Here is a 24,304-nt window from a genome sequence, read left to right on the forward strand (position 1 = left end):
TCATCCTCCTGGCTGGGGCGGTTGTGCGGCTTCCAGGAGCTCGGCGAGTTCCACCAGGTCCGTACCGGTGAGCCGGGGGAGTACACAGCCGGAGAGGGTGCGGCAGGCGTCCCGCCAGGAGGCGGGGATCGCCGCCCCGCCGCCCAGCGCGCCGGTCAGCGCGCCCGCCAGCGCCGGGGCGGAGTCGGCGACGCGGGACAGGCAGGCCGCCGCCGGTACGGCCTCGGAGATACGGCCGCCTGCCGCGATGGCGAGAGCCAGGGCCACCGGGACCGTCTCGGCGGCGGCGATGCCGTAGCTGTAGACGTGGTCGACGATCTGGTGCTCCAGGTGGGGGACCAGGGCGAAGGCGCTGTCCGCGTCCTGTGCGAGGCGCAGTGCCTGGCGGGCGTTGCGGCCGATCTCCGTCTCCTCGGGGAGTTCGGCGAGCGCGGCCGTCACGCAGGCCGTGGTGTCCGCGCCGGACAGGGCGAGTGCCAGGGCCGCCGCCATGGCGCGGGCGCCGTGCACGCCGTCGCCGTCCTGGGTGTAGCGGGCGTCGAACTCGGCGAGGTCGGCGGCGCGTCGGGGGTCGCCCGGGTGGGCCACGGCCAGGACGCAGGCCCGTACGCAGGCCGCGTCGTCGAAGTAGTGCGGGTTGTCGTGGCCGGTGGCGGGCGGGCGCAGGCCGGCGGCGAGATTGCCGAGGCCGGCCCGGACGGAGATGCGGGCGCGCAGGGGGAGTACGGCGGACTCGACCTCGGGGGCGCGGTCCGCCGCCGCGGCGACCTCGCCGGCCACGGCGTTCCAGGTGAGGTCGATCGCGGCTCGGGTACGGCGTTCCCGGCTCAGGTCGGCGAGGGTGCTGTCGTCGCCGGCCCGCAGGACGGCCTCCGCCGCGAAGGCCGCCCACTCGGCGTCGTCGGAGGGGCCGAGGCGGAGGGGTTCGGGGGGTTGGTTGAGGGCGATGGGGACGGGGAGGGTGGTCGTCGCGTTCTGCTCGGCGAAGGTGTCGAGCTCGCGGGTGAGGCGGCGGGTCCACTCCGGCATGCGGGCGGCGCGGTGGCGGGCGGCGGGCCAGCCGGCGGCGTCGCCCGCGGCCAGGCCCAGGAGGAGGCCGACGGTTCGCTGTGCGGCCTCGGCCTCGGCTTCGCCTTCGGCCGGGTTGTTCCCACCGGCACCACCCGTGCGGCTTTCGTCGCCGGGTGCGGGTGGCCCCGGTGGGGCGTCCCCGCCGCCGGCGACCGCGGGTGCGTTCGGCTCCGCCGTGGTCGGTGGTGTTCCGGTGGTCGTTGGCGTTGTGGTGGTCGTTGGCGTTGTGGTGGCCGTTGGGTTCGCCGTGGGCGTCGGATGCGCCATGGCCGCTGGTTCGGCGGCTGTTGGCTTCGTCGTGGTCGTTGATGTTGCCGTGGCTGTTGGCTTCACGGTGGTCGTGGGTTTTGCGGGGGGCGTTGGCGTTGCGGGGGTCGTCGGATGCGCCGGGGCTGTCGGTTCTGCGGTGGCTGTCGACTTCGCCGTACTCGTCGGCTGATCGGTGGTCGTCGGCTTCGCCGTACTCGTGGGCCCGGCCGTGGCCGTGGGCCCGGCCGTGTCGGGGGTCATCGGGGTGCCTCCGGCTCCTCGGGCGCTGCCAGGGTGTAGGCGCTCCGGGACGGTCGGGGCGTGAGGAGGTCCGCCACGTCCAGGACGTGGTGTCCGGCCATCGCCGGCAGGCAGCTTCCGCGGGCCGGGCCGATCGCCGCCGCCCACTGCGCCGGGATGGCGGCGACTCCCCGTGTCGCGCCGGCCAGGGCGCCGGCCACCGCTGCCGTGGTGTCGGCGTCGCGGCCCATGTTGACGGCCGTGAGGACCGCGTCCTCGAAGTCGCCGTCGGCCGCCGCGTAGGCGCCGAAGGCCAGGGCCACGGCCTCGGGGGCCAGGTCGGTCCAGGGGTAGCCGCCGATGACCACCGCGGAACGGACGGCGCGTTCGCCGCGGTGGGCCGCGGTGACGGCCCGGCGCAGGGAGCGGGCCGTCCAGGAATCGTCCGGGACGACGGCCAGGGCCGAGGCCACCACCGCGACGGCCGGCGCCCCCGCCATCGCCGCCGCGACGCCCGCCGCCACCGCCTGGCCGCCGTAGATGCCTTCGCCGTCGTGGCTGACCGAGCCGTCGATCGCCGCCAGCCGGGCCGCTTCGGCGGGGCGGCCCGCCGCGAACACACCATGGGGCGCCGAACGCATGGCCAGGCCGTCGCTCCAGGCGTGGCGGTGCTGGGCGGAGATCGGGGCGGCCAGACCCCGGCGCAGGTTCTCCAGTGTGCCGCGCTCGCTGAAGCCCGCGCCCCGGAAGCGACCCTCGTCGCGGTCGGCGATCCACTCGTGCCAGGCGGCCTCCACGTGTGCCGGGGTGAGCGCGGAGCCGTGCCGGGCCAGCAGGAGGCCGGAGAAGATCGCGTACTCCGTGTCGTCCGTCCCCCAGGGCTGCTCGGCGACGAAGCCCGTGATACGGCCCCATCGCGCCCGGATCTCGGAGGGCTTCAGGTTCTCGGCCGGGGCCCCGAGGGCGTCCCCGACGGCCAGTCCGAGCAGCGCGCCGCGTGCCCGCTCGCGGAGTTCTGCCGCGTCACCGGGCGCCGGGACCGAGGGGATGCAGGCGGTCGATGCCATACGCGGCCTCTCCTCTCAGCAGAGCCCTTTGCGGAACTGTCCCCGATGCGGTGTGCACCGCAGCCTCACCGGCCCCCGCATCACCCGGTCGACATATGTGCAGCCCTCTGAGCGGATGAGCATCGGAGGGCAAAAGCGCAGGTAAGCCCAGCCTTTCCTTGCTGGCGGGCGTGCAATTTACGACGTACTTTGGGTGTTGTCGAAAAGTAGATCTCGTCCAAATCCTTCGAAGAGTCATCGAAGAAGCGTTCAGGGGGGCTGGTATGGCCATCATCGAGACCGAGGCGGCGCTGCACGAGGCGCACCGGGACAACCACACGCACCGGGATGTGAACGGCGGCTGGCTGCGCCCCGCCGTCTTCGGCGCGATGGACGGCCTGGTCTCCAACCTCGCCCTGATGACCGGTGTCGCGGGCGGGGCGGTCAGTCAGCACGCGATCGTGCTGAGCGGACTCGCGGGCCTGGCCGCCGGCGCCTTCTCCATGGCCGCCGGCGAGTACACGTCGGTTGCCTCGCAGCGCGAGCTCGTCGAGGCCGAGCTGGACGTGGAGCGGCGGGAGCTGACGAAGCACCCGAAGGACGAGGAGGCCGAGCTGGCGGCGCTGTACGAGGCCCGGGGGGTCGAGCCGAAGCTGGCCCGCGAAGTCGCCCGGCAGCTGTCGCGCGACCCCGAGCAGGCCCTGGAGATACACGCCCGCGAGGAGCTGGGCATCGACCCCGGCGACCTCCCGTCACCGATCGTCGCGGCCGTGTCCTCCTTCGGCTCCTTCGCGCTCGGCGCCCTGCTGCCCGTCCTGCCCTATCTGCTGGGGGCGAGCACCCTGTGGCCGGCGGTGCTGCTCGCGCTCGCCGGGCTCTTCCTGTGCGGTGCGGTGGTGGCCAAGGTGACGGCGCGGACCTGGTGGTTCAGCGGGCTGCGGCAGCTCGCCCTCGGGGGCGCCGCGGCCGGTGTGACGTACGCCCTGGGCACTTTGTTCGGAACCGCCGTAGGATAGGTCGGCTCGAACTTATGCGTTGGGCCGCATAAGTAGCCGTTACTCGCTGGTTTCGAATGCTTAACCACGGGGCATGAGCCGTAAGCGCTGTGGGCAACGAGGCCTGCGGCGTGCCCGCCGGGGTGGGCGACGACGCTCCCCCCGCCTTCGGGCTGACGGACATCGATCCGATCGATCTTGTCGACGTCGGTCCCCCAATAGCTTCCACCGCTGGGTGAGGTACCCCCGCCCCGACCCCGCGGTGTCCGCATGTTGGAACGGAATATCCCGGTTCCCGAGAACCGCTCCATCATGTAACCTGCACGAAATTTTGCACTCACGCAGAGGGCCAGCGTCGTCCCTCGGCACCTGCATATGCCACATGACGACGACGGGAGAGCCGATGCGTACGCCGCGCCAGCCGTCCCAGCACTCCGCGAATGGCCAGAACTGGTCGTTCATGGATGCTCGCCCTGCTGCGCAGGGTATGTACGACCCCCGCAACGAGCATGACGCGTGCGGCGTCGGCTTTGTCGCGACCCTCACCGGCGAGGCGTCCCACACCCTGGTCGAACAGGCACTCACCGTTCTGCGCAACCTTGAGCACCGCGGTGCCACCGGCTCCGAGCCCGACTCGGGCGACGGCGCGGGTCTGCTGTCGCAGGTGCCCGACGCCTTCTTCCGCGAGGTGGCCGGATTCGAGCTGCCCGCGGCCGGCGCGTACGCCGTCGGCATCGCCTTCCTGCCGGAGGACTCCGCCACCGACGCCGCCGCGCAGATCGAGACGATCGCGGCGGAGGAGGGCCTGACCGTCCTGGGCTGGCGCGAGGTTCCCGTCGCCCCCCAGCTGCTGGGTGCCACCGCCCGGTCGACGATGCCCGTCTTCCGCCAGATCTTCGTGTCCGACGGCGCTGCAGTGCCTTCGACGGGCATCGAGCTCGACCGCAAGGCCTTCGTGCTGCGCAAGCGCGCCGAGCGCGAGGCCGGCGTGTACTTCCCGTCGCTGTCCGCGCGGACGATCGTCTACAAGGGCATGCTGACCACCGGCCAGCTGGAGCCGTTCTTCCCGGACCTGTCCGACCGCCGCTTCGCCTCCGCGATCGCGCTCGTGCACTCCCGGTTCTCCACGAACACCTTCCCGAGCTGGCCGCTCGCCCACCCGTACCGCTTCGTCGCGCACAACGGCGAGATCAACACGGTCATGGGCAACCGCAACTGGATGCGGGCGCGTGAGTCGCAGCTGGTCTCGGACCTGTTCGGGTCCGACGAGAAGACCCTCGACCGCATCTTCCCGATCTGCACCCCGGACGCCTCCGACTCGGCCTCCTTCGACGAGGTGCTGGAGCTGCTGCACCTGGGCGGCCGTTCGCTGCCGCACTCCGTGCTGATGATGATCCCGGAGGCGTGGGAGAACCACGACTCCATGGACCCGGCCCGGCGCGCCTTCTACCAGTACCACTCCACGATGATGGAGCCCTGGGACGGCCCGGCCTGCGTCTGCTTCACCGACGGCACCCAGGTCGGCGCCGTGCTGGACCGCAACGGCCTGCGCCCCGGCCGCTACTGGGTCACCGACGACGGCCTCGTCGTCCTCGGCTCCGAGGTCGGCGTCCTCGACATCGACCCGGCCAAGGTCGTCCGCAAGGGCCGCCTGCAGCCCGGCCGTATGTTCCTCGTCGACACCGCCGAGCACCGCATCATCGAGGACGACGAGATCAAGGCGCAGCTCGCCGCCGAGCACCCCTACGGCGAGTGGCTGGAGGCCGGCGAGATCGAGCTGGGCGACCTGCCCGAGCGCGAGCACATCGTGCACACCCATGCCTCGGTCACCCGCCGCCAGCAGACCTTCGGCTACACCGAGGAGGAGCTGCGCGTCATCCTGGCACCGATGGCCAAGACCGGCGCCGAGCCGATCGGCTCGATGGGCACCGACTCCCCGATCGCGGCCCTCTCCGAGCGCCCGCGCCTGCTCTTCGACTACTTCACCCAGCTGTTCGCACAGGTCACCAACCCGCCGCTGGACGCGATCCGCGAGGAACTGGTCACCTCCCTGCGCTCCTCGCTGGGCCCGCAGGGCAACCTGCTGGAGCCGACCGCCGCGTCCTGCCGCAGCGTCGTGCTGCCCTTCCCGGTGATCGACAACGACGAGCTGGCCAAGCTCATCCACATCAACGCCGACGGCGACATGCCCGGCTTCAAGGCCGCGACCCTCTCCGGCCTGTACCGGGTGCACGGCGGCGGCGAGGCCCTGGCCGCGCGCATCGACGAGATCTGCGCCGAGGCCGACGCCGCCATAGACAACGGCGCCCGCCTGATCGTCCTGTCGGACCGCCACTCGGACGCCGAGCACGCGCCGATCCCGTCGCTGCTGCTCACCGCGGCCGTCCACCACCACCTCATCCGCACCAAGCAGCGCACCCAGGTGGGCCTGCTGGTCGAGGCCGGCGACGTCCGCGAGGTCCACCACGTCGCCCTGCTCATCGGCTACGGCGCGGCGGCCGTCAACCCGTACCTGGCCATGGAGTCCGTCGAGGACCTGGTCCGCGCGGGGACGTTCCTGCCGGGCGGCGAGCCCGAGCAGGCCATCAAGAACCTGATCAAGGCGCTCGGCAAGGGTGTCCTGAAGGTCATGTCCAAGATGGGCATCTCGACCGTCGCCTCCTACCGCGGCGCCCAGGTCTTCGAGGCCGTCGGTCTCGACGAGACCTTCGTCGACAAGTACTTCAACGGCACGGCCACCAAGATCGGCGGCGTCGGCATCGACGTCATAGCCAAGGAGGTCGCCGCCCGCCACGCCAAGGCGTACCCCGCCTCCGGCATCGCCCCGGCGCACCGCGCGCTGGAGATCGGCGGCGAGTACCAGTGGCGCCGCGAGGGCGAGCCGCACCTGTTCGACCCGGAGACGGTCTTCCGCCTCCAGCACTCCACGCGCACCGGCCGCTACGACATCTTCAAGCAGTACACCGCGCGCGTGAACGAGCAGTCCGAGCGCCTGATGACGCTCCGCGGGCTCTTCGGGTTCAAGAGCGACCGGAAGCCGATCCCGATCGAGGAGGTCGAGCCGGCCTCCGAGATCGTGAAGCGCTTCTCCACCGGCGCCATGTCCTACGGCTCCATCTCCAAGGAAGCCCACGAGACGCTCGCCATCGCCATGAACCAGCTGGGCGGCAAGTCCAACACCGGTGAGGGCGGCGAGGACCCGGAGCGCCTGTACGACCCGGCGCGCCGGTCGTCCATCAAGCAGGTCGCCTCCGGCCGCTTCGGTGTGACGTCCGAGTACCTGGTCAACTCCGACGACATCCAGATCAAGATGGCCCAGGGCGCCAAGCCCGGCGAGGGCGGCCAGCTGCCCGGCCACAAGGTGTACCCGTGGGTGGCGAAGACCCGGCACTCGACGCCGGGCGTGGGCCTCATCTCCCCGCCGCCGCACCACGACATCTACTCCATCGAGGACCTGGCCCAGCTGATCCACGACCTGAAGAACGCGAACCCGCAGGCGCGGATCCACGTCAAGCTGGTCTCCGAGGTCGGCGTCGGCACGGTCGCCGCGGGTGTGTCGAAGGCGCACGCGGACGTGGTGCTCATCTCCGGCCACGACGGCGGTACGGGTGCCTCCCCGCTGACGTCCCTGAAGCACGCGGGCGGCCCCTGGGAGCTCGGTCTCGCCGAGACCCAGCAGACGCTGCTGCTCAACGGCCTGCGCGACCGGATCGTCGTGCAGACCGACGGCCAGCTGAAGACCGGCCGTGACGTGGTCATCGCCGCGCTGCTCGGCGCCGAGGAGTTCGGTTTCGCGACCGCGCCGCTCGTCGTCTCCGGCTGCGTCATGATGCGCGTCTGCCACCTGGACACCTGCCCGGTCGGTATCGCCACGCAGAACCCGACCCTGCGCGAGCGGTTCACCGGCAAGGCCGAGTACGTCGTGAACTTCTTCCAGTACATCGCCGAAGAGGTCCGCGAACTCCTCGCCGAGCTGGGCTTCCGCTCCATCGAGGAGGCCGTCGGTCACGCCGAGGCCCTCGACGTCACCCGCGCGGTGAACCACTGGAAGGCGCAGGGCCTGGACCTGGAGCCGCTGTTCCACGTGCCCGAGCTGCCCGAGGGCGCGGTCCGCCACCAGGTCATCGCCCAGGACCACGGCCTGGAGAAGGCGCTCGACAACGAGCTCATCAAGCTCGCCGCCGACGCCCTGGCCGCCTCCGACGCCACCGAGGCCCAGCCGGTGCGCGCCCAGGTCCAGATCCGCAACATCAACCGCACGGTCGGCACCATGCTCGGCCACGAGGTGACGAAGAAGTTCGGTGGCGCGGGCCTGCCCGACGACACCATCGACATCACCTTCACCGGCTCCGCCGGCCAGTCCTTCGGCGCCTTCCTCCCGCGCGGTGTCACGCTGCGCCTGGAGGGCGACGCCAACGACTACGTCGGCAAGGGCCTCTCCGGCGGCCGGATCGTCGTCCGCCCGGACCGCGCGGCCGACCACCTCGCCGAGTACAGCGTCATCGCGGGCAACACCCTCGCGTACGGCGCGACCGGCGGCGAGATGTTCCTGCGCGGCAAGGTCGGCGAGCGGTTCTGCGTCCGCAACTCCGGCGCGACGGTCGTCTCCGAGGGCGTGGGCGACCACGGCTGCGAGTACATGACCGGCGGTCACGCGGTCGTCCTCGGCGAGACCGGGCGCAACTTCGCGGCCGGTATGTCCGGCGGCATCGCGTACGTCATCGACCTCGACCGCGACAACGTCAACGTCGGCAACCTCGACGCGATCGAGGCCCTGGACGACACGGACAAGCAGTGGCTGCAGGACGTGGTCCGCCGCCACCAGGAGGAGACCGGCTCCACGGTCGCCGAGAAGCTCCTGGCGGAGTGGGACACCGCGGTCGAACGCTTCAGCAAGATCATTCCCAGCACGTACAAGGCAGTGCTCGCCGCCAAGGACGCCGCCGAGCGAGCCGGTCTCTCCGAGTCCGAGACGCACGAGAAGATGATGGAGGCGGCGATCAATGGCTGACCCGAAGGGCTTTTTGAACCACGGCCGTGAGGTCGCCAAGTCCCGTCCGGTCGAGGAGCGCGTCAAGGACTGGAACGAGGTCTACGTCCCCGGCTCCCTGCTCCCGATCATCTCCAAGCAGGCGTCGCGCTGCATGGACTGCGGCATCCCGTTCTGCCACAACGGCTGCCCGCTGGGGAACCTGATCCCCGAGTGGAACGACTACGCCTACCGCGAGGACTGGGCGGCTGCCTCGGAGCGCCTGCACGCGACGAACAACTTCCCGGAGTTCACCGGCCGTCTGTGCCCCGCTCCGTGCGAGTCGGCGTGTGTGCTCGGCATCAACCAGCCGCCGGTCACCATCAAGAACGTCGAGGTCTCGATCATCGACAAGGCGTGGGAGACCGGTGACGTCGCCCCGCAGGTGCCCGAGCGTCTGTCCGGCAAGACGGTCGCGGTCATCGGCTCGGGCCCGGCGGGCCTGGCCGCCGCGCAGCAGCTGACCCGGGCCGGCCACACGGTCGCCGTCTACGAGCGCGCGGACCGCATCGGAGGCCTCCTCCGCTACGGCATCCCCGAGTTCAAGATGGAGAAGCGGCACATCAACCGCCGTATCGAGCAGATGCGCGCGGAGGGCACCCGCTTCCGCACCGGCATCGAGATCGGCCGCGACCTGAAGGCGACGGACCTGCGCAAGCGGTACGACGCGGTGGTCCTGGCCGTCGGCGCGACGACGGCCCGCGACCTCCCGGTCCCCGGCCGCGAGCTCAAGGGCATCTACCAGGCCATGGAGTACCTGCCGCTGGCCAACAAGGTGCAGGAGGGCGACTTCGTGGCGCCCCCGATCTCGGCCGAGGGCAAGCACGTCGTGGTCATCGGCGGTGGCGACACCGGCGCCGACTGCGTGGGCACCGCCCACCGCCAGGGCGCGGCCTCGGTGACGCAGCTGGAGATCATGCCCCGTCCGAACGACGAGCGGCACCCGACGAACCAGCCCTGGCCGACCTTCCCGATGCTGTACAAGGTCACCTCGGCGCACGAGGAGGGCGGCGAGCGGGTCTACTCGGTCTCGACGACCCACTTCGAGGGCGACGAGGACGGCAACGTCCAGTGGCTGCACCTCACCGAGGTGGAGTTCATCGACGGCAAGCTGACGCCGAAGCCGGGCACGGAGCGCAAGATCCCCGCCCAGCTGGTCACCCTCGCCATGGGCTTCACCGGCACCGACCGCGAGAACGGCCTGGTCGAGCAGTTCGGCCTGGAGCTCGACCAGCGGGGCAACATCGCCCGCGACGCCGACTTCCAGACCAACGTCCCGGGCGTGTTCGTCGCCGGCGACGCCGGCCGCGGCCAGTCGCTCATCGTGTGGGCCATCGCGGAGGGCCGCTCGGCGGCACGCGGGGTGGACCGCTACCTCACCGGCGCGAGCGACCTGCCCGCCCCGATCCGCCCGACGGACCGTGCCCTGACGGTCTGACGGCTTCACCGGTGACCTGACGGTCACTCGACAAACGTCCCGTACAACGGCGTACGGAACACAAACGGCGCCTGCCCCCCTTGTCCCCGACCGGACGAACGGGCAGGCGCCGTTGCTCGTGCCCGGCTACTTGCCCGGACAGACCCAGGTGACGATGACGGCGGCGGCGACGGCCAGCACCCCGAGGAGCGCCAGCCAGCGGGCCCACTCCACCAGCCGCCAGACCGTCCTCGTCCGTTCCTTCTCGTACCGCAGCAGCCTGCCCGCCTCCAGCAGGATCTCCTCACCGGGCCGCCCGTGCACGGCGACGACACCCAGCCAGGAGGCGGCGATCAGGGCGAGGAACCCCGTGATCAGCAGCCCGATCACCGTCCAGCGCGGGGCGTCGCCCAGCTTGCTCAGGTTCTCCTGCCCCTTCAGCACGAAGACCGCGGTGAGCAGGCCGGTGAGCGTGGCGAGGAAGTTGCGGTAGCCCTCGGCCTGACGCAGCGCGCCCTGCAACTGCCGCTCGGGCGACGACATCTCGCGCACCCGGCGGTCGGCGTCGCGCAGTTGCTGCGGGGTGAAGTTCACGACGCCGGACCGTTCGCCGTGGCCTGCGGCGGCGCGATGGCGAGCAGGGCCCCGCAGCCGAACTGCTCACCGGCGGGCCGTCCCATGTGCAGCGTCTCGCACCGGCAGTGCGTGTGGTACGGCTCCTGGCCCGGCTCCGCACGGCGGCCGCGGAACCCGCCCTTGGCCAGCACAGGCTGCCCGAACGTCCAGGACCGGGTCATCAGGCAACCGCACACCGGGCAGCGTCCGGTGGCCGCGTACGTCACCTCTCCGCCGGCCTCGGTGCGCGTCCACTGGAAGGTGAGCGGGGCCGGATGGGAAGCGCCGTCGTGGTACGGGATCGCGGTCACGCGGGAGTGTCCTCTCGGTCGGGTTCGTCCGGCAGCCGGAGGCCGAACAGACGACGGTAGGTGCACAGCAGCTCACGGACCTGGGCTTCGGTGAGGTCGGTCTCCTCGGCGCAGAGCACGATGTGGTCGGGATCGACCGGACCGTCCAGCGCCGGGGCGCGGCCGGTCAGCTGCTCGGTGAGGACGACCACGTCCTGCCAGCCCGGAACGACGCAGGCCTCCTCGGCGTTCGGCTCGTCCACGGTCACCTCCAGCCCGAGGCACCGGAAGGGCGCGTAGCGCTCGTACACCTCACCGAGGGTCCGGCCGAAGCGGCCGGCCACGAGGACGAGTTCCAGGGGGCCGAGGAGGCCGGGGCCGAGCAGACCGGCTTCGAAGGCGGCCATGTCGAAGGGGTCAGGGGCGAAGTTCTCCAGCTTCTCGGCGTCGGGACCGGTGAAGTCGCCTGGGGGTGCGGGGGCGCCGAGAACGGTGAAGCGGGCCAGGTGGCGGACGGACGGGCCCAAGGGGGCCTTGGCATTGCGGCAACGTTGCAGGACGTGATGGATGCTCAGCTCGTCGCGGAAGGACGAGGCTCCGTTCAGGGGGTGTTTGACGACAAGCACACTGTCGCCCGCTTCGAAACGAAGGCTTCGGGCCTCCTCGTCCGTGACTTTCGCGATGGCGGTCAGGGGGAGGTGTCGCTGTGCCTTCTCCAGCAGATCCAACTGCTCACCGACCGTGCGGGACGTCGTGAACGCCATGGGCAGCACAAGGCCCTGGTCATCGAGGGCGGCCGCGCCTGCGTGCAGGAGCATGCTGAGGGGACTGCCGGCGATGGCCTCGCGGACCACCGCCTCCTGGTCGATGTCGGTACGCAGCAAGCCGCACACATGGAGGACACGCAGTGTCTCAGGCAGTTCCGCTGCCGTCCCGACGATATGCGGCCCGCGCGACGTGACCGCCGACACCAGTGCCCAGGGCCCGAGCGGCAGCCGCTCAGAGGGCAGCAGGGTCTCGCTGACCCACCTCGGCACGACGAAGTCGGCGGCCTCGGACGGCACCGTGGGCGCTTCTACCCCCGTGGCGGACGTGATGTCGTTGATGCGCTTGGCGACCTCGCCCAGCGGCGTCCGAAGCCTCTCCGAGATTTCGAACAGCTGGGTCATGGAGAGCCTGCCGCGCAACGGAAAGTCGCTGTACTTCGTCGAGAGGAGATGCTGTTCGGAGGCCTTGAGCGGCCCGTGTTCCAGTGTCGCTGCGGTGGGCTCCGGGGAGAACGAGAAACCGAGCGGTGCCAAGTGCCGGACCAGGCGGACCAGTTCGTCGATCGGAAACGACGGGCCCGAACGGTCCAGCAGGTCGACGGGCGCCACGGTACCGGGCAGCCAGCGGACACCGATGGTCCAGTTGGTGGACACACGCAACCCCCTGCCCGCCAGCCGCGATGCCTCGGCCGAGGCACGTTCCGCCGCGAGTTCCGTGGGCAGCTCGGGCGGTTCCGGCAGTCCGGGGTCGAGGACACGCAGCCGTTGCAGCCGTGCCGACAGCTCTCCGTAGGTGAGGCCATGGCGGCGGGACAGCAGCATCATGGGCGCGTGCGCCGCGGGACTCTCCTCGCCCGACGAGTACCGAACGCTCCGGTAGAGGGTGTACAGAAGCACGTCGGCCTGGTCGGGTTGCAGGTCGTCCAGGCGGCGGATGTCATCCGCGGCGGGCACGTGCATGCCCGTGATCGCGTACCTGCGCAGCGCCCGCACCGATGCGCGCAGCGGGACGCGGTTCATCGCCGCAGCACGCAGAGCCGTGATCCAGCCCCGTGCCTCGATCGGTTCGTCGAGGAACAGCAGTGCGTCCAGCGGCTCGGGGTCCGGATACTTCCTGGGACGGAACACGAGCCCGCGCAGGTCGGTCAGCGAAAGCCGGGTCTTCTGCCAGGCACGGACCAGCATGGACTCGTACTGGCGGTTGTTCCCCAGTGAGAACGACCGTTGGTTCGGCCGCAGCAGTGCCCGGTCGACGGGCAGGCACCCCGCCTCGGCGAGCATCAGCCGCTCCAGCACCAGAGCTCGGTCACCCGGGCCGCTCTCCAGCACAGCCGTCGTGCTCCCCGGCAACGCCCCCAGCACCGCCACCGCCAGCCGCGGAGCCTCGTGGGACAGCTCCCACAGCCAGCGCAGTGGGACCTCCGGCCAGTGGACCACGCCCTCCGGCACGCCGGCCAGCAACTCGCGCATGACCAGCTCTTCGTCGTAACTGATCATCTCGTTGCGGTCGACGCTCGGTTCGGGTGCGTGCCGCTCACGGAGGTTGAACACCCGGCCGTAGACAGCAGGCGCGTTCCTGACGACGACACCGTCCAGCAGCAGCTGCCCCCTGCCCTGCACCAGCCAGGCGTCCCGCCCCGCCTGTACGGGCTCGCCGACCCACGGTCCGTCGGCCGTCAGCGTGTGCGGCGTCCAGGTCGCGCTCCGCACGATCCGCTCGGCAACCTCCCTGTCCCGCTCCTGCGCGGTCACCTCGTAGTCACTCACCCACAGGATCGACCGCAGGGACTCCACGAGCGAGGGCTGCTTCTCCCCGTGGGCCGCGAGATACAGCCGCACCCGCGTCCCGCCGAGTTCCGGGGCGTCGGCCGTGTCACTGACCCGCAGCAGGCCGGAGCCGGACTGGATGTCCGCGCGCAGGGGCTGTTCCGCGGCGGGCAGCCCGTGGCGGTCCACCGGGCGGGTCCAGACCACCACCTCGTCGGCGAGCATGAAGTACGAGAACACACCGATGCCGAAACGGGAGTTCATCCCGATGTCCGGGATCCCGGCGCGCCGCCAGTTGCGCCGCTCCTGGACGAACTCGGGATCCTGCTCGTAGCGCTTGCCCGCCCGCGCGAACATCGACGTGAGCTTGGCACGCGTCATGCCCGTGCCGTTGTCCTCGCACTCGATGTAGGGCCGCCCGTCGGAGTCCCAGCCCTGGCTGAAGGAGATCCGCGGGGTCCAGTTGGCGCGGGACGCGCAGCCCGTCTGGATGGCGCCGTACTGCCGTCGCATCTGGCGGTAGCGGCACGCGTCGAGGGCGTTCTGGTAGAGCTCGCGGACGGCCAGCATGCGGTCGCCGTACAACTGGGTGCCCATGAGCAGCGGCCGGATCTCGTCCTCGGCGAGCCGGAACCGCTCCAGCGGCTGCCGGTAACGCTGGTTCTGGGGTGTCAGGTTCTCTGCCGTGACCCGGTCGGGCAGCCCCTTGAGGAGCGGCGGCGGACCTGCCGAGGTCCACTCACGGCGGACGGCCCGGACGGTGGCGTCCGCATGGCCGACCAACTCCTCGACCGCCGCGTGCAGGGCCGGGTGGGGGCAGCTGAACCGCACGTCGAGGCCGTGGGTGGTGGCGGTGCGGCCGTCCGTCGGGGCGTAGTCGAAGTCGTACGCGAGCGCCGTCACCACGTCCTGCGGGCGCAGCGGGTCGTGGGCACCGAGGTGGTCGACGAGCACACTCGACAGGCGGCGCGGATCGACGGCGAGCAGGGCGGCGGTCCACAGCAGCCGGGCGAGCCACGGTGCGCGCCAGGTGTTCCCGCGCACCGGTTGGCGCAGATTCCAGCGGTCGCCCCGCCCCGGAACGTTGACCCGTGGGCCGTTGTCGGTGCCGCCCGGGTTCACCGTGACATGGCCGACCACCTGGCGCACCTGGTCGTCGACCTCGCACCGGGCCTCTTCGGTGCGGGGCCCGGCGGTCGAGTCCTCGGCGGCCGCGACGACGGAGTCGACCGCCCTGGCGACGATCGCGTCCACGGCGGGGTACGCCCCGTCGCGCTCCCACAGCGCGTCCCAGTCGGCGATGAAGCGGTGCCGCAGCCAGTGGTCGGTCGGCGGCGTGCGCCGCGTCGTCCAGTCCGCGGGCCCGGAGCGTCCCGGCGGTGCGCTGCACCTGGGAGTGGGCACGGCAGACGTCCTGGGCGGCGCTGCGCACCTGCTGCCCGTGCGGGTCGCCGTCCTCGTCCGCCACCGGCGCGCCGAGGTGGAGGGGCTGGTGGACCCGCAGGTCCTGCAGGGCCACGGCGACCATGCCCTCGTGCACGAAGGGACCCGCGAGCAGGCAGGCCGTCTCGGCCGGGGACAGCCGGTCGCCGGGCGGCAGCTCGGCGCGGCGCACGAGGTCGCCGAGGCGGTGCACGACACGCTCGGGGTACGCCGGGTCGTGCCAGGGGTCGTCCTGGTGGGCTCCGGCGCCCGCGCAACTGTCGACCACGTAGCGGATCAGCTCGCCGAGCCGCTGTTTCACCCGCTCGTGCACCGCCGGGCTGCCGGAGGTGTGGGACCACAGCTCACAGGCCCTGACCGCGTCGGTCCAGCGAAGGGTGTCCTCGGAGCCCTCGCAGACCGTGATCTCGCCGGTCCGGTCCTGGAGGCGGAAGGGCACGCTCACATCAGGGGTCTGCGGGACGATCGGCAGGTTTCCGGCCAGCCGGCGCATCGCCTGGGCGGTGTACTCCACGATGTCCGCGAAGGTGTTCGGCGGGCTGTTCGGCTTGAGCGCCTCCGCCAGGGCCCGGGAGAACAGGCTGCCCTCCGCCGGGTCGGCGTAGGAGCGCAGGCCGGGGCCGCAGCTGTACAGCCACAGCGCGTCGACCTCGTCGGAGACCCACCAGTCCTGGGGCCTGGCCGGTCCGGGCTCGTCCCCCTTGGCCCGGCAGGTGTCGAGGCAGACCACAGCGGTCACACCGGGGCGCAGCCCGCGCAGCAGCATCCCGGGGTTGGCCTCGACGAGCAGATGGGTGAGCAGGCCCTGTGTGCCGTCGTCGCGGAGCTCGCCCGGCTGGGCGTCGGACGGCAGCAGGTAGTCGCGTCCGCCCACGGACTCCCCGTGGCACGACACGTAGACGAAGGCCGTGTCCCCGGGCCGGCACGACGCGTAGAAGGTGTAGAGCGCTCCCAGCAGCGGGGCGAAGCCGTTCTCGTCGAGGCGGGCGGTGACGTCGTAACCGGACTGCCTGAGTGCCGAACCGACCAGTTCGACGTCCTTCGGGGCGCAGTCGAGACGGGGATACCGTTCGGCGAGGTCCCGGTTACCGCGCAGATGGGGCGTGTCCGTGATGCCGATCAGCAGAGCACGCCGACGTCCCGCCGTAGTGCGTGCGTTACCAGCGGAACCCAAGCCAAGCCCCCCGAACCGTTCCGTGCCACGAGGCACATCATCTCAGAAGAGAGGTGAGCCGTAACGAGGCTGACGGAGGTTCAGGAGACCCGGTACGTGTCCCCGTACACCGCCCACACCAACGGCGTTCGAAGCTTCAGGTTCCCGTCGTACAGGAACCGCCGCTGAGCCGTGTCGATGCGGGTCGTGTCGATGTCGGCGCGCCCGGACCGCATCGCCTTGCGGCGGATGTCGAGGAAGATGTCCAGGTACGCCTTCTCGCTGCCGCCCTCGGCCGGGGTGTTCGCTTCCCTCATCGCGCGGTCGCGCAGGCCGTAGAAGCCGTCCGCCTTGGTGCCGGGGCCGTGGAAGACCATCGCGTCGTAGTAGACGAACTGGCCCAGTGTGCCGAGGCCGTCGAGCTTGGCGAGGCGGACCGCCGGGTCGAAGTAGACGCGGTCGCGTTCGGCGTCCTGCGCCTCGCGGAAGGCCGGGACCTCGGCCTCCGCCTTCCAGGCCGCCGTGAAGCCGGGGTCCAGGCCCTCGTGGGAGTCGGTGCCGTCGACCTTGCGCAGAGCGGGGAGGTACCTGGCGAGGCCGTTGCCGGGGTGCGCCTCGGTGTAGCGCTCGACCAGGGTGAGCAGGTCGTGCGTACCGGTGCAGAAGCCGATGATGCCGGCCGTGTAGCCCTGGCCGTCGCCGATGTCCTCGATGTAGCCGTAGGCGCTGCGCCAGTCCAGGGTGGAGTTCTCGGCGCTGGCCACGATCTGCTGGGCCAGCTCCTTCTTCTCCGGGGCCGCCAGACCCGGCGGCAGACCCGCGATCACCGCGTCGTCCGCCGCCCGCTCCCGCTCCGCCCGGTCCTTGGCCTCCTGCCGGGCCGACTGGGCGGCGGACGCCGGCGGCCTGGCCGGGCTGTCGGCGGGGTCCGAGGGCGCGAGGAAGTACACCGCCGCCGTGGCGACGACGGGGACGGCCGCGAACAGCAGCAGCCCGGCACGCCTCACTGGGAGACACCTCCGCCCGTCAGCTCCGTCACTTTCCCCACCACCAGCACCGTCATCAACACCAGCAACCCGACGCTCGCCGCCGTCTGCACCATCATCCGCCGCCGGTCACGCGGCGCGTAGGCATACGCCAGGGTCAGCGCACCGCCCGCCAGCAGTCCGCCCAGGTGGCCCTGCCAGGAGGTGAGGCTCGCGGAGAGCAGGAGCCACAGGAGCAGGAAGGCCATGAAGCGGTTGACGGGCGCCATGTCGGCGCCGATGCGCCGGGCGAGGACGTAGTAGGCGGCGCCCAGGCCGAAGATCGCGCCCGAGGCGCCGACCGAGGTGGTCTCGGGGGCGGCCAGGAGCAGCACGAACACGGAACCGCCGAGCGTCGACAGCAAGTAGAGGGCGAGGAAGCGGACGCGGCCGAGCATGGGCTCCACAGCGCGGCCGAGCTGCCACAGCGCGGCCATGTTCATCGCGATGTGGAGGATGCCGAAGGTGCCCTCCGTGGGCGCCAGATGCAGGAAGCCGCCGGTGATCAGCCGGTACCACTCCCCGGCGACGACCCCCTCGGCGTGGAAGTCCCCCAGGTAGGCCCCCCTGGTAGACGTAGTAGCCGCCGTCCGGGCCGACCAGCCGGGCGCCGAGCATCGCGAACCGGTCCACGATCTGCGGGCGCACCAACTCGCCCAGGTAGACGAGGACATTGAGGGCGATCAGCGCGTACGTCACCACGGGCGTCGCCGAGATCCGGCCGCCGACGACCGTACGGGCCTGCCGTACCGACCGCGCCCCCTCCTTCACGCACTCGGGGCACTGGTGGCCCACGGCCGCCTCACGCATGCAGTCGGGGCAGATGTACCGGTCGCAGCGGGTGCAGCGGACGTGGCACTCGACCTTGGGATGGCGGTAGCACGTGGTGACGGTGGACTCGGAATCCACAGCCGGCTCCTTGGAGGGGGACGGGGACAGGTGGTGAGCCGGTGGGGACGGCGGCGAACAAAATAGCGAACCCCGCGAACGTCCGGGGACGCAGGGAGGGGTGGACCCGCTGTGCCGTACTCTCTGGCCAGTTCTGCCGCACCCGGGGGAGTCCGAATGGCCGCGATCAGTCTGCGCAAGGTGGAGGAGACCGCGCCCGCGCTGGTCAGCCTGTACAAGAGCGCCGGGGCGTCGCTGACCCGGCACGGGCTGGACGGGCTGCGGGCCGCGGTCTACCTGGTCGTCGACCACTCCGGCTCCATGAGGCCGTACTACCGGGACGGCACCGTGCAGGCGCTCGCCGACCGGGTGCTCGGGCTGGCCGCGCACCTCGACGACGACGGGAGCGTGCCGGTGGTGTTCTTCTCCACGGACGTCGACGCCGTCACCGAGATCTCCCTCGCCGACCACCGGGGGCGGATCGAGCGGATCGTGTCCGGGCTCGGGCACATGGGCCGCACCAGCTACCACCTGGCCATGGACGCCGTCATCGACCACTACCTCGACAGCGGGGCGACGGACCCGGCCTTCGTCGTGTTCCAGACCGACGGCGGGCCCAGCAGCAGGCCCGCGGCGGAACGCTATGTGTGCAAGGCTGCGAGACTCCCGCTCTTCTGGCAGTTCATCGGCTTCGGAGATCCGGCGAGCCGGCAGTTCGACTTCCTGCGGCGGCTCGACGAGCTGAGGGTGCCGGCGAAGCGGGTCGTCGACAACGCCGGATTCTTCCCCGCGGGCGTGGATCCGCGGCAGCTGTCCGACGCCGAGTTGTACGACCGTCTGATGCACGAGTTCCCGAAGTGGCTGGTGGCAGCGCGTGCGCAGGGAATCGTGCGCCCCTCCTGACCGTCCGCTCACTCGTCCGCTCGCACCACTCGCACGGCCGCGCACCCCGTGTCAGCCTGAAGAGTGACCCGACGGGGAGGCGACGACGTATGGACGGCGCGCGATCGCGGCACGAGACGACGTTCACCGCCACAAGAGGGGCTCCCGCCGGCAAGGGCGAACGACTGGCCGGCTGGGCCGACGGGCGGCTGGGGCTCTTCGCGCTGGCCAAGGCCAACATGCGCAAGGTCTTCCCGGACCACTGGTCGTTCATGCTGGGGGAGATCGCCCTCTACAGCTTCGTCGTCCTGATCCTCACCGGCGTCTACCTCACCCTGTTCTTCGAGCCGAGCAGCGTGGAGGTCGTGTACCGCGGCTCCTACGAAGAGCTCAACGGCGTGGTGATGACCAGGGCTTACGAGTCCACCCTCGACATCAGCTTCGATGTGCGCGGCGGGCTGCTGATCCGGCAGATCCACCACTGGGCGGCGCTGGTCTTCGTCGCCGCCATGTTCGTGCACATGATGCGGGTGTTCTTCACCGGCGCCTTCCGCAAGCCGCGTGAGATCAACTGGGTGTTCGGCTGGACGCTGCTGATGCTCGGCATCATCACCGGCCTGACCGGCTACTCGCTCCCCGACGACCTGCTGTCCGGCACCGGCCTGCGCTTCGCCCACGGCGCGATCCTCTCGATCCCGATCGTCGGGACCTACCTGGCCTTCTTCCTCTTCGGCGGGGAGTACCCCGGCGACGACATCATCTCGCGCCTTTTCCCGGTCCATGTGCTGCTGCTGCCCGGGATCATGCTGGGCCTGGTGGTCGTGCACCTGATCCTGGTCTTCTACCACAAGCACACGCAGTATCCCGGGCCGGGCCGGGACAACCGGTCGGTGGTCGGCATGCCCTTCCTGCCGGTCTACATGGCCAAGGCGGGCGGCTTCTTCTTCCTCGTCTTCGGTGTGCTGGCGATCCTGGGCGGCATCGCCCAGATCAACCCCGTGTGGGCCTTCGGCCCCTACCGAGCCGACCTCGTCACCACCGGCGCCCAGCCCGACTGGTACCTCGGCTTCTCGGAGGGGCTGATCCGGGTGATGCCGGGATGGGAGATCAACCTCTGGGGCCACACGCTGGTGCTCGGCGTGTTCATCCCCTTCGCGCTGTTCCCGCTGGTCATGCTCGCCATCGGCGTCTATCCCTTCATCGAGGCGTGGGTCACCGGCGACAAACGCGAGCACCACATCCTGGACCGGCCGCGCAACGCGCCCGTGCGCACGGGGCTCGGCGTGGCCTGGCTGAGCCTGTACGGGGTGCTGCTGATCGGCGGCGGCAACGACATCGTGGCCACACATCTGCACCTGTCCATCAACGTCATCACGTGGTTCGTGCGGATCGCCGTCTTCGTCGTGCCGGTCCTCGCCTTCGGCGTCACCGTGCGGATCTGTCACGGCCTGCAGCGCCGCGACCGCGACAAGGTGCTGCACGGCAGGGAGACCGGCACCATCAAGCGGCTGCCGAACGGCGAGTACACCGAGACCCACGCGCCTCTGTCCCAGGCTGATCTGTTCACCCTCACCCAGCACGAGCAGAACCCGCCGTACGAGATCGGGCCCCTCGTCGACGCGGGCGGTGTCCGCCGCCGGGTCAAGCGGTCCCAGCGGCTGCGCGCCCGGCTGGCGAAGGCGATGTACGGGCCGGACGCGCAGGTCCCCAAGCCGACCGTGGAGGAGTACCGGCAGGTCACGAGCGGGGAGCAGCACTGAGCCGGGCGGCCGCGCCGAGGACGGCGGCCCGGCAGTCGCCCGGGCTGCCCCAGGCCGTGCGCAGGGCGCGGGCCTTGGTCAGCCACAGGGACAGGTCGCACTCCGCCGTGTAGCCGATCGCGCCGTGCAACTGCAGGGCGGTACGGGCGGTGGTGTACGCGGCCTCGCACGCGGTGACCTTGGCGGCGGCCACGTCGGCGGGGTGCAGGGTGAGCGCCGCGCCGAGGACCAGGGGACGGGCGAACTCCAGGGCGATCTTCGCGTCGGCCAGCCGGTGCTTGACGGCCTGGAACGAGCCTATGGGCGCGCCGAACTGGGTCCGCTGCCCGACATACGCGACCGTCCTGTCGAGGAGCGCGAGGCCGACACCGAGGGCTTGGGCGGCGGTGGCCAGACGGGCCCAGGTCAGGGCGCGTTCCAGGGGCGGCTCCGACGGGGGCGCGGTCCCGTCGGTGGTGCAGGGGTGTTCCCCGGCCGGCCGCCAGGGGAGTGTCTCCCCTCCCGGGGTGAGCGGGGTGAGCCGGCGGGCCGGGTCCAGTGACGGGTGGACGGGGCCGTGGCCCGGGGCGAGGCGCAGGCCGTCCGGGGCCGGCACGAGGCGCGTGGTCGCCGCGTCGCCGTCCAGGGCGTACCCGCTCTGCCACGCCACTGTCGCCATCGCCTCGCCCGAGGCCAGCGGCGGCAGCAGCCGCCCGGCGGCGCCGGAGCCGGAGAGCAGGGCCGCCGCCGCGACCGTCTCCACCAAGGGGCCGGGCACCACATGCCGGCCCAACTCGAAGAAGGCGACGACGAGTTCGACCGGGCGCGGCCCGAGCCCCGCGTACTCCTCCGGGACCGCGAGCGCGAACACGCCCGCCTCGGCGATACGGGACCACAGCGCGCGGCCGCTCGCATGGTCGCCGCGGCTCCACTCCCGTACCACCGACGGTGTGCCGGCGGCCGTCAGCATCGCGTCCAGGGAAGCGGCGAAGGCACGCTGTTCGGCGTCGAGGAGGAACCGCATCACCGGCGTCCCTTCGGCAGGCCGAGCAGGCGCTCGGCGATGATGTCGCGCTGGATCTCGTTCGTGCCCGCGTAGAGGGGGCCGGCGAGGGAGAAGACGTACCGCTCGGCCCAGTCGGTGTCCGCCCGCTCTCCCGCCTCGCCCAGCAGGTCGAGGGCCGTCTCGTGCAGCGCGATGTCGTACTCGGACCAGAAGACCTTGTTCAGGCTGGACTCCGGGCCGACCCGGTCGCCGTCCAGGAAGCGGGAGGCGGCCGCGTAGGTGAAGAGCTGGTAGGCGCGGGCGCCGATGAGGGCGTCGGCCACGCGGTCGTGCGCGGACCACGGGCTGCCCTGGGCCTGCCAGAGCCGCAGCAGCCGTTCGGCCGCGGCGAGGAAGCGGCCGGGGGAGCGGAGCATCAGCCCGCGCTCGTTGCCCGCCGTCGACATCGCGATCCGCCAGCCCTGGCCGGGCTCGCCGATCACGTCCTCGTCGGGCACGAACACCCCGTCCAGGAACAGCTCGGCGAAGGCGGGCCTGCCGTCGAGGCGCGCGATGGGGCGCACCGTGACGCCGGGCGCCCGAAGGCCGAACATCAGGTAGGTCAGCCCCTGGTGCGGTCGCGGCACGTCCGGGTCGCTGCGGAACAGGCCGAAGGCACGGTCGGCGAAGGCGGCCCGCGACGACCACGTCTTCTGGCCGTTCAAACGCCAGCCGCCGTCCACGCGGACGGCCCTCGCTCTCAGCGACGCCAGATCCGAGCCCGCCTCCGGCTCCGACCACGCCTGCGCCCAGATCACCGCACCGGACGCCATGGGCGGCAGCACCCGTGCCCGCTGCTCCTCGGTCCCGAAGTCGAAGAGGGTCGGTGCGAGCAGATGGATGCCGTTCTGGCTCACCCGGCCCGGCGCGCCCGCCGCGTAGTACTCCTCCTCGAAGATCAGCCACCGCAGGAGATCGCAGTCCCGCCCGCCGTACGCGGCCGGCCAGTTCACCACCGACCAGCGGTCCGCGGCGAGTTCCGCCTCCCACGCGCGGTGCGCCGCGAAGCCCTCCTCGGTCTCCAGGGAGGGCAGCGGATCGGCGGGCACATGCGCGACGAGCCAGGCGCGGGCCTCGGCGCGGAACGCCTCCTCCGCCTTGGTGAAGCCGAGATCCATGGGCTTCCGTCCTTCTGCCGTCCCTCTGCCGTCTTTCCGGCACGCTTCCCTAACAAGTGTTTGGTAGGTTAGCTTGGCCCTATGACAGACGTCGAGAGTCCGGCCTATGTGCCCGGGCACGGGCTGCTGGAGGGACGCACCGCCGTCATCACGGCAGCGGCGGGCGCGGGGATCGGCGGGGCGACCGCGCGGCGCTTCCTGGAAGAGGGCGCGCGGGTGCTGATCAGCGACGTGCACGGACGGCGGCTGAAGGAGTACGAGGCCGAACTGGGGCGGGAGTTCCCGGGCGCGGTGGCCGCGGTCGCCTGCGATGTCACCGACGAAGCACAGGTGCGGACCCTGTTCGAGACGGCCGTACGCGAGCATGGCCGGCTGGACATCGTGGTCAACAACGCCGGACTCGGCGGCACGTCGGCCCTGGTGGACATGACGGACGAGCAGTGGTCCCGCGTCCTGGACGTGACGTTGAACGGCACCTTCCGGTGCACGCGGGCGGCCCTGCGGGCCTATCGGGCGCTGGGGCAGGGCGGCGTCGTCGTCAACAACGCCTCCGTCGTCGGCTGGCGCGCCCAGGCCGGGCAGGCCCACTACGCCGCCGCGAAGGCGGGGGTGATGGCGCTGACCCGGTGCGCCGCGCTGGAGGCGGCCGAGTACGGAGTGCGGGTCAACGCGGTGTCACCGAGCCTCGCCCCGCATCCGCACCTGGCGAAGGTGACGTCGGCCGGGCTGCTGGAGGAGCTGACCGCGCGCGAGGCCTTCGGGCGGGGCGCCGAGCCCTGGGAGGTGGCCAACGTGATCGTGTTCCTGGCGTCGCGTTACTCCTCGTACCTGACCGGAGAGGTCGTCTCCGTCAGCAGTCAGCATCCCTAGGACCACAATGGACACGTGCCGACCAAGAAGAAGCCCCAGGTGACCGCCACCAACAAGCCCGCCGCAGCCGCCGCTCCGGCGCGCCGCCGCGAACTCCTCGACACCGCCGCGGAGGTCTTCGCCGAGCAGGGCTACAACGCCACCACCGTCCGGAAGATCGCGGACCACGCGGGCATGCTCGCGGGCAGCCTCTACTACCACTTCGACTCCAAGGAATCGATGCTGGAGGAGATCCTCCGCACCTTCCTCGACGAGCTGTGGGGCGGCTACGACGCCGTCCTGGGCGCCGACCTGGGCCCGCGCGAGACGCTTCAGGCGCTGGTCACCGAGTCGTTCCGGGAGATCGACCGGCACCGGGCGGCCGTCGCGATCTATCAGAAGGAATCCCGGCAGCTGATGGTGCAGGAGCGGTTCGCGTTTCTCGCCGAGTCGCAGCGCAGGTTCGAGAAGGCGTGGCTGTCCACGCTGGAGCGCGGGGTCGCCGAGCGGGTCTTCCGGGCCGACCTCGACGTGCGGCTCACCTACCGGTTCGTGCGGGACACGGTGTGGGTGGCCGCCTCCTGGTACCGGCCCGGGGGACAGCACAGCCCGGAGGAGATCGCCCGGCAGTACCTGTCGATGGTCCTGGACGGAATCGCCGTACGCACCTGACCAC

At 71.4% G+C, this 24,304-nt stretch carries 15 protein-coding genes and 2 pseudogenes; 7 read left to right on the forward strand and 10 right to left on the reverse strand.

Annotation, left to right across the window (positions count from 1 at the left end; genetic code table 11):
- Positions 1 to 1,338 carry an ADP-ribosylglycohydrolase family protein gene (locus NW895_RS07255; RefSeq protein WP_289934493.1) on the reverse strand — a complete coding sequence of 446 codons (1,338 nt, stop codon included), beginning with the start codon at positions 1,336 to 1,338 and terminating at the stop codon, positions 1 to 3.
- A 239-nt stretch (positions 1,339 to 1,577) separates the two neighbouring features.
- Positions 1,578 to 2,627, reverse strand: coding sequence for an ADP-ribosylglycohydrolase family protein (locus NW895_RS07260; protein WP_289934494.1), 1,050 nt, complete (start codon positions 2,625 to 2,627; stop codon positions 1,578 to 1,580).
- A gap of 263 nt (positions 2,628 to 2,890) precedes the next feature.
- On the opposite strand from NW895_RS07260, the gene NW895_RS07265 reads away from it, so the two are divergent.
- The 3 genes from NW895_RS07265 (at position 2,891) to NW895_RS07275 (ending at position 10,068) form a co-directional block, all read left to right on the forward strand.
- Entirely contained in the window at positions 2,891 to 3,622 is a 732-nt protein-coding gene (locus NW895_RS07265; RefSeq protein ID WP_289934495.1) for a VIT1/CCC1 transporter family protein, read from the forward strand.
- Between the two features lie 382 nt (positions 3,623 to 4,004).
- Complete coding sequence (gltB, locus tag NW895_RS07270) at positions 4,005 to 8,612, forward strand: glutamate synthase large subunit (RefSeq protein WP_289934819.1); 4,608 nt, start codon at positions 4,005 to 4,007, stop codon at positions 8,610 to 8,612.
- A complete protein-coding gene (locus tag NW895_RS07275) occupies positions 8,605 to 10,068 on the forward strand; it encodes a glutamate synthase subunit beta (protein ID WP_289934496.1) in 1,464 nt (487 codons plus the stop codon). The genes gltB and NW895_RS07275 overlap by 8 nt, the downstream gene beginning before the upstream one ends.
- A 126-nt stretch (positions 10,069 to 10,194) precedes the next feature.
- Here the strand turns inward: NW895_RS07275 and NW895_RS07280 are convergent, their stop codons facing one another.
- From NW895_RS07280 to NW895_RS07305, 6 genes and pseudogenes are all read right to left on the reverse strand, one after another.
- Positions 10,195 to 10,641: a hypothetical protein gene (locus NW895_RS07280; RefSeq protein WP_289934497.1), complete on the reverse strand. Its 447-nt coding sequence runs from the start codon at positions 10,639 to 10,641 to the stop codon at positions 10,195 to 10,197.
- Positions 10,638 to 10,973 carry a hypothetical protein gene (locus NW895_RS07285; RefSeq protein ID WP_289934498.1) on the reverse strand — a complete coding sequence of 112 codons (336 nt, stop codon included), beginning with the start codon at positions 10,971 to 10,973 and terminating at the stop codon, positions 10,638 to 10,640. The genes NW895_RS07280 and NW895_RS07285 overlap by 4 nt, the downstream gene beginning before the upstream one ends.
- Positions 10,970 to 14,890: an ATP-binding protein gene (locus NW895_RS07290; RefSeq protein WP_289934836.1), complete on the reverse strand. Its 3,921-nt coding sequence runs from the start codon at positions 14,888 to 14,890 to the stop codon at positions 10,970 to 10,972. Before NW895_RS07290 ends, NW895_RS07285 begins: the two co-directional genes overlap by 4 nt.
- Positions 14,891 to 15,476: 586 nt before the next feature.
- Positions 15,477 to 16,139 (reverse strand): annotated as a pseudogene (locus NW895_RS07295) (caspase family protein); the annotation flags it as partial.
- A gap of 44 nt (positions 16,140 to 16,183) precedes the next feature.
- A complete protein-coding gene (locus tag NW895_RS07300) occupies positions 16,184 to 17,089 on the reverse strand; it encodes a chitosanase (RefSeq protein WP_289934499.1) in 906 nt (301 codons plus the stop codon).
- Positions 17,086 to 18,016, reverse strand: a pseudogene (locus NW895_RS07305) (rhomboid family intramembrane serine protease). The gene NW895_RS07300 and the pseudogene NW895_RS07305 overlap by 4 nt, the downstream one beginning before the upstream one ends.
- Positions 18,017 to 18,172: 156 nt before the next feature.
- On the opposite strand from NW895_RS07305, the gene NW895_RS07310 reads away from it, so the two are divergent.
- Together NW895_RS07310 and NW895_RS07315 are read left to right on the forward strand one after the other, a co-directional pair.
- Complete coding sequence (locus tag NW895_RS07310) at positions 18,173 to 18,898, forward strand: VWA domain-containing protein (RefSeq protein WP_289934500.1); 726 nt, start codon at positions 18,173 to 18,175, stop codon at positions 18,896 to 18,898.
- A gap of 89 nt (positions 18,899 to 18,987) precedes the next feature.
- Positions 18,988 to 20,637, forward strand: a complete 1,650-nt coding sequence (locus NW895_RS07315; RefSeq protein WP_289934501.1) for a cytochrome bc complex cytochrome b subunit — start codon at positions 18,988 to 18,990, stop codon at positions 20,635 to 20,637.
- Here NW895_RS07315 and NW895_RS07320 read toward each other — a convergent pair.
- Positions 20,615 to 21,640: an acyl-CoA dehydrogenase family protein gene (locus NW895_RS07320; protein ID WP_289934820.1), complete on the reverse strand. Its 1,026-nt coding sequence runs from the start codon at positions 21,638 to 21,640 to the stop codon at positions 20,615 to 20,617. The two genes, NW895_RS07315 and NW895_RS07320, sit on opposite strands and share 23 nt — an antisense overlap.
- Positions 21,640 to 22,779: an acyl-CoA dehydrogenase family protein gene (locus NW895_RS07325; protein ID WP_289934502.1), complete on the reverse strand. Its 1,140-nt coding sequence runs from the start codon at positions 22,777 to 22,779 to the stop codon at positions 21,640 to 21,642. Before NW895_RS07325 ends, NW895_RS07320 begins: the two co-directional genes overlap by 1 nt.
- 81 nt (positions 22,780 to 22,860) lie before the next feature.
- Here NW895_RS07325 and NW895_RS07330 point away from each other — a divergent pair, with 81 nt between their 5' ends.
- Positions 22,861 to 23,649: an SDR family oxidoreductase gene (locus tag NW895_RS07330; protein ID WP_289934503.1), complete on the forward strand. Its 789-nt coding sequence runs from the start codon at positions 22,861 to 22,863 to the stop codon at positions 23,647 to 23,649.
- Between the two features lie 15 nt (positions 23,650 to 23,664).
- Positions 23,665 to 24,300, forward strand: coding sequence for a TetR/AcrR family transcriptional regulator (locus NW895_RS07335; protein WP_289934504.1), 636 nt, complete (start codon positions 23,665 to 23,667; stop codon positions 24,298 to 24,300).
- The last annotated feature ends 4 nt before the right edge of the window (positions 24,301 to 24,304 follow it).

It is taken from the genome of Streptomyces sp. S.PNR 29 (assembly GCF_030386795.1).
Taxonomy (GTDB): Bacteria; Actinomycetota; Actinomycetes; order Streptomycetales; family Streptomycetaceae; genus Streptomyces.

Excerpts from the sequence above, each read along its gene's own strand:
- NW895_RS07320 (WP_289934820.1), bottom strand. The coding sequence starts at position 21,640 with ATGCGGTTCCTCCTCGACGCCGAACAGCGTGCCTTCGCCGCTTCCCTG.
- NW895_RS07330 (WP_289934503.1), top strand. The coding sequence starts at position 22,861 with ATGACAGACGTCGAGAGTCCGGCCTATGTGCCCGGGCACGGGCTGCTG.
- NW895_RS07275 (WP_289934496.1), top strand. The coding sequence starts at position 8,605 with ATGGCTGACCCGAAGGGCTTTTTGAACCACGGCCGTGAGGTCGCCAAG.
- NW895_RS07255 (WP_289934493.1), bottom strand. The coding sequence starts at position 1,338 with ATGGCGCATCCGACGCCCACGGCGAACCCAACGGCCACCACAACGCCA.
- NW895_RS07315 (WP_289934501.1), top strand. The coding sequence starts at position 18,988 with ATGGACGGCGCGCGATCGCGGCACGAGACGACGTTCACCGCCACAAGA.
- NW895_RS07265 (WP_289934495.1), top strand. The coding sequence starts at position 2,891 with ATGGCCATCATCGAGACCGAGGCGGCGCTGCACGAGGCGCACCGGGAC.
- gltB (WP_289934819.1), top strand. The coding sequence starts at position 4,005 with ATGCGTACGCCGCGCCAGCCGTCCCAGCACTCCGCGAATGGCCAGAAC.
- NW895_RS07260 (WP_289934494.1), bottom strand. The coding sequence starts at position 2,627 with ATGGCATCGACCGCCTGCATCCCCTCGGTCCCGGCGCCCGGTGACGCG.
- NW895_RS07325 (WP_289934502.1), bottom strand. The coding sequence starts at position 22,779 with ATGGATCTCGGCTTCACCAAGGCGGAGGAGGCGTTCCGCGCCGAGGCC.
- NW895_RS07310 (WP_289934500.1), top strand. The coding sequence starts at position 18,173 with ATGGCCGCGATCAGTCTGCGCAAGGTGGAGGAGACCGCGCCCGCGCTG.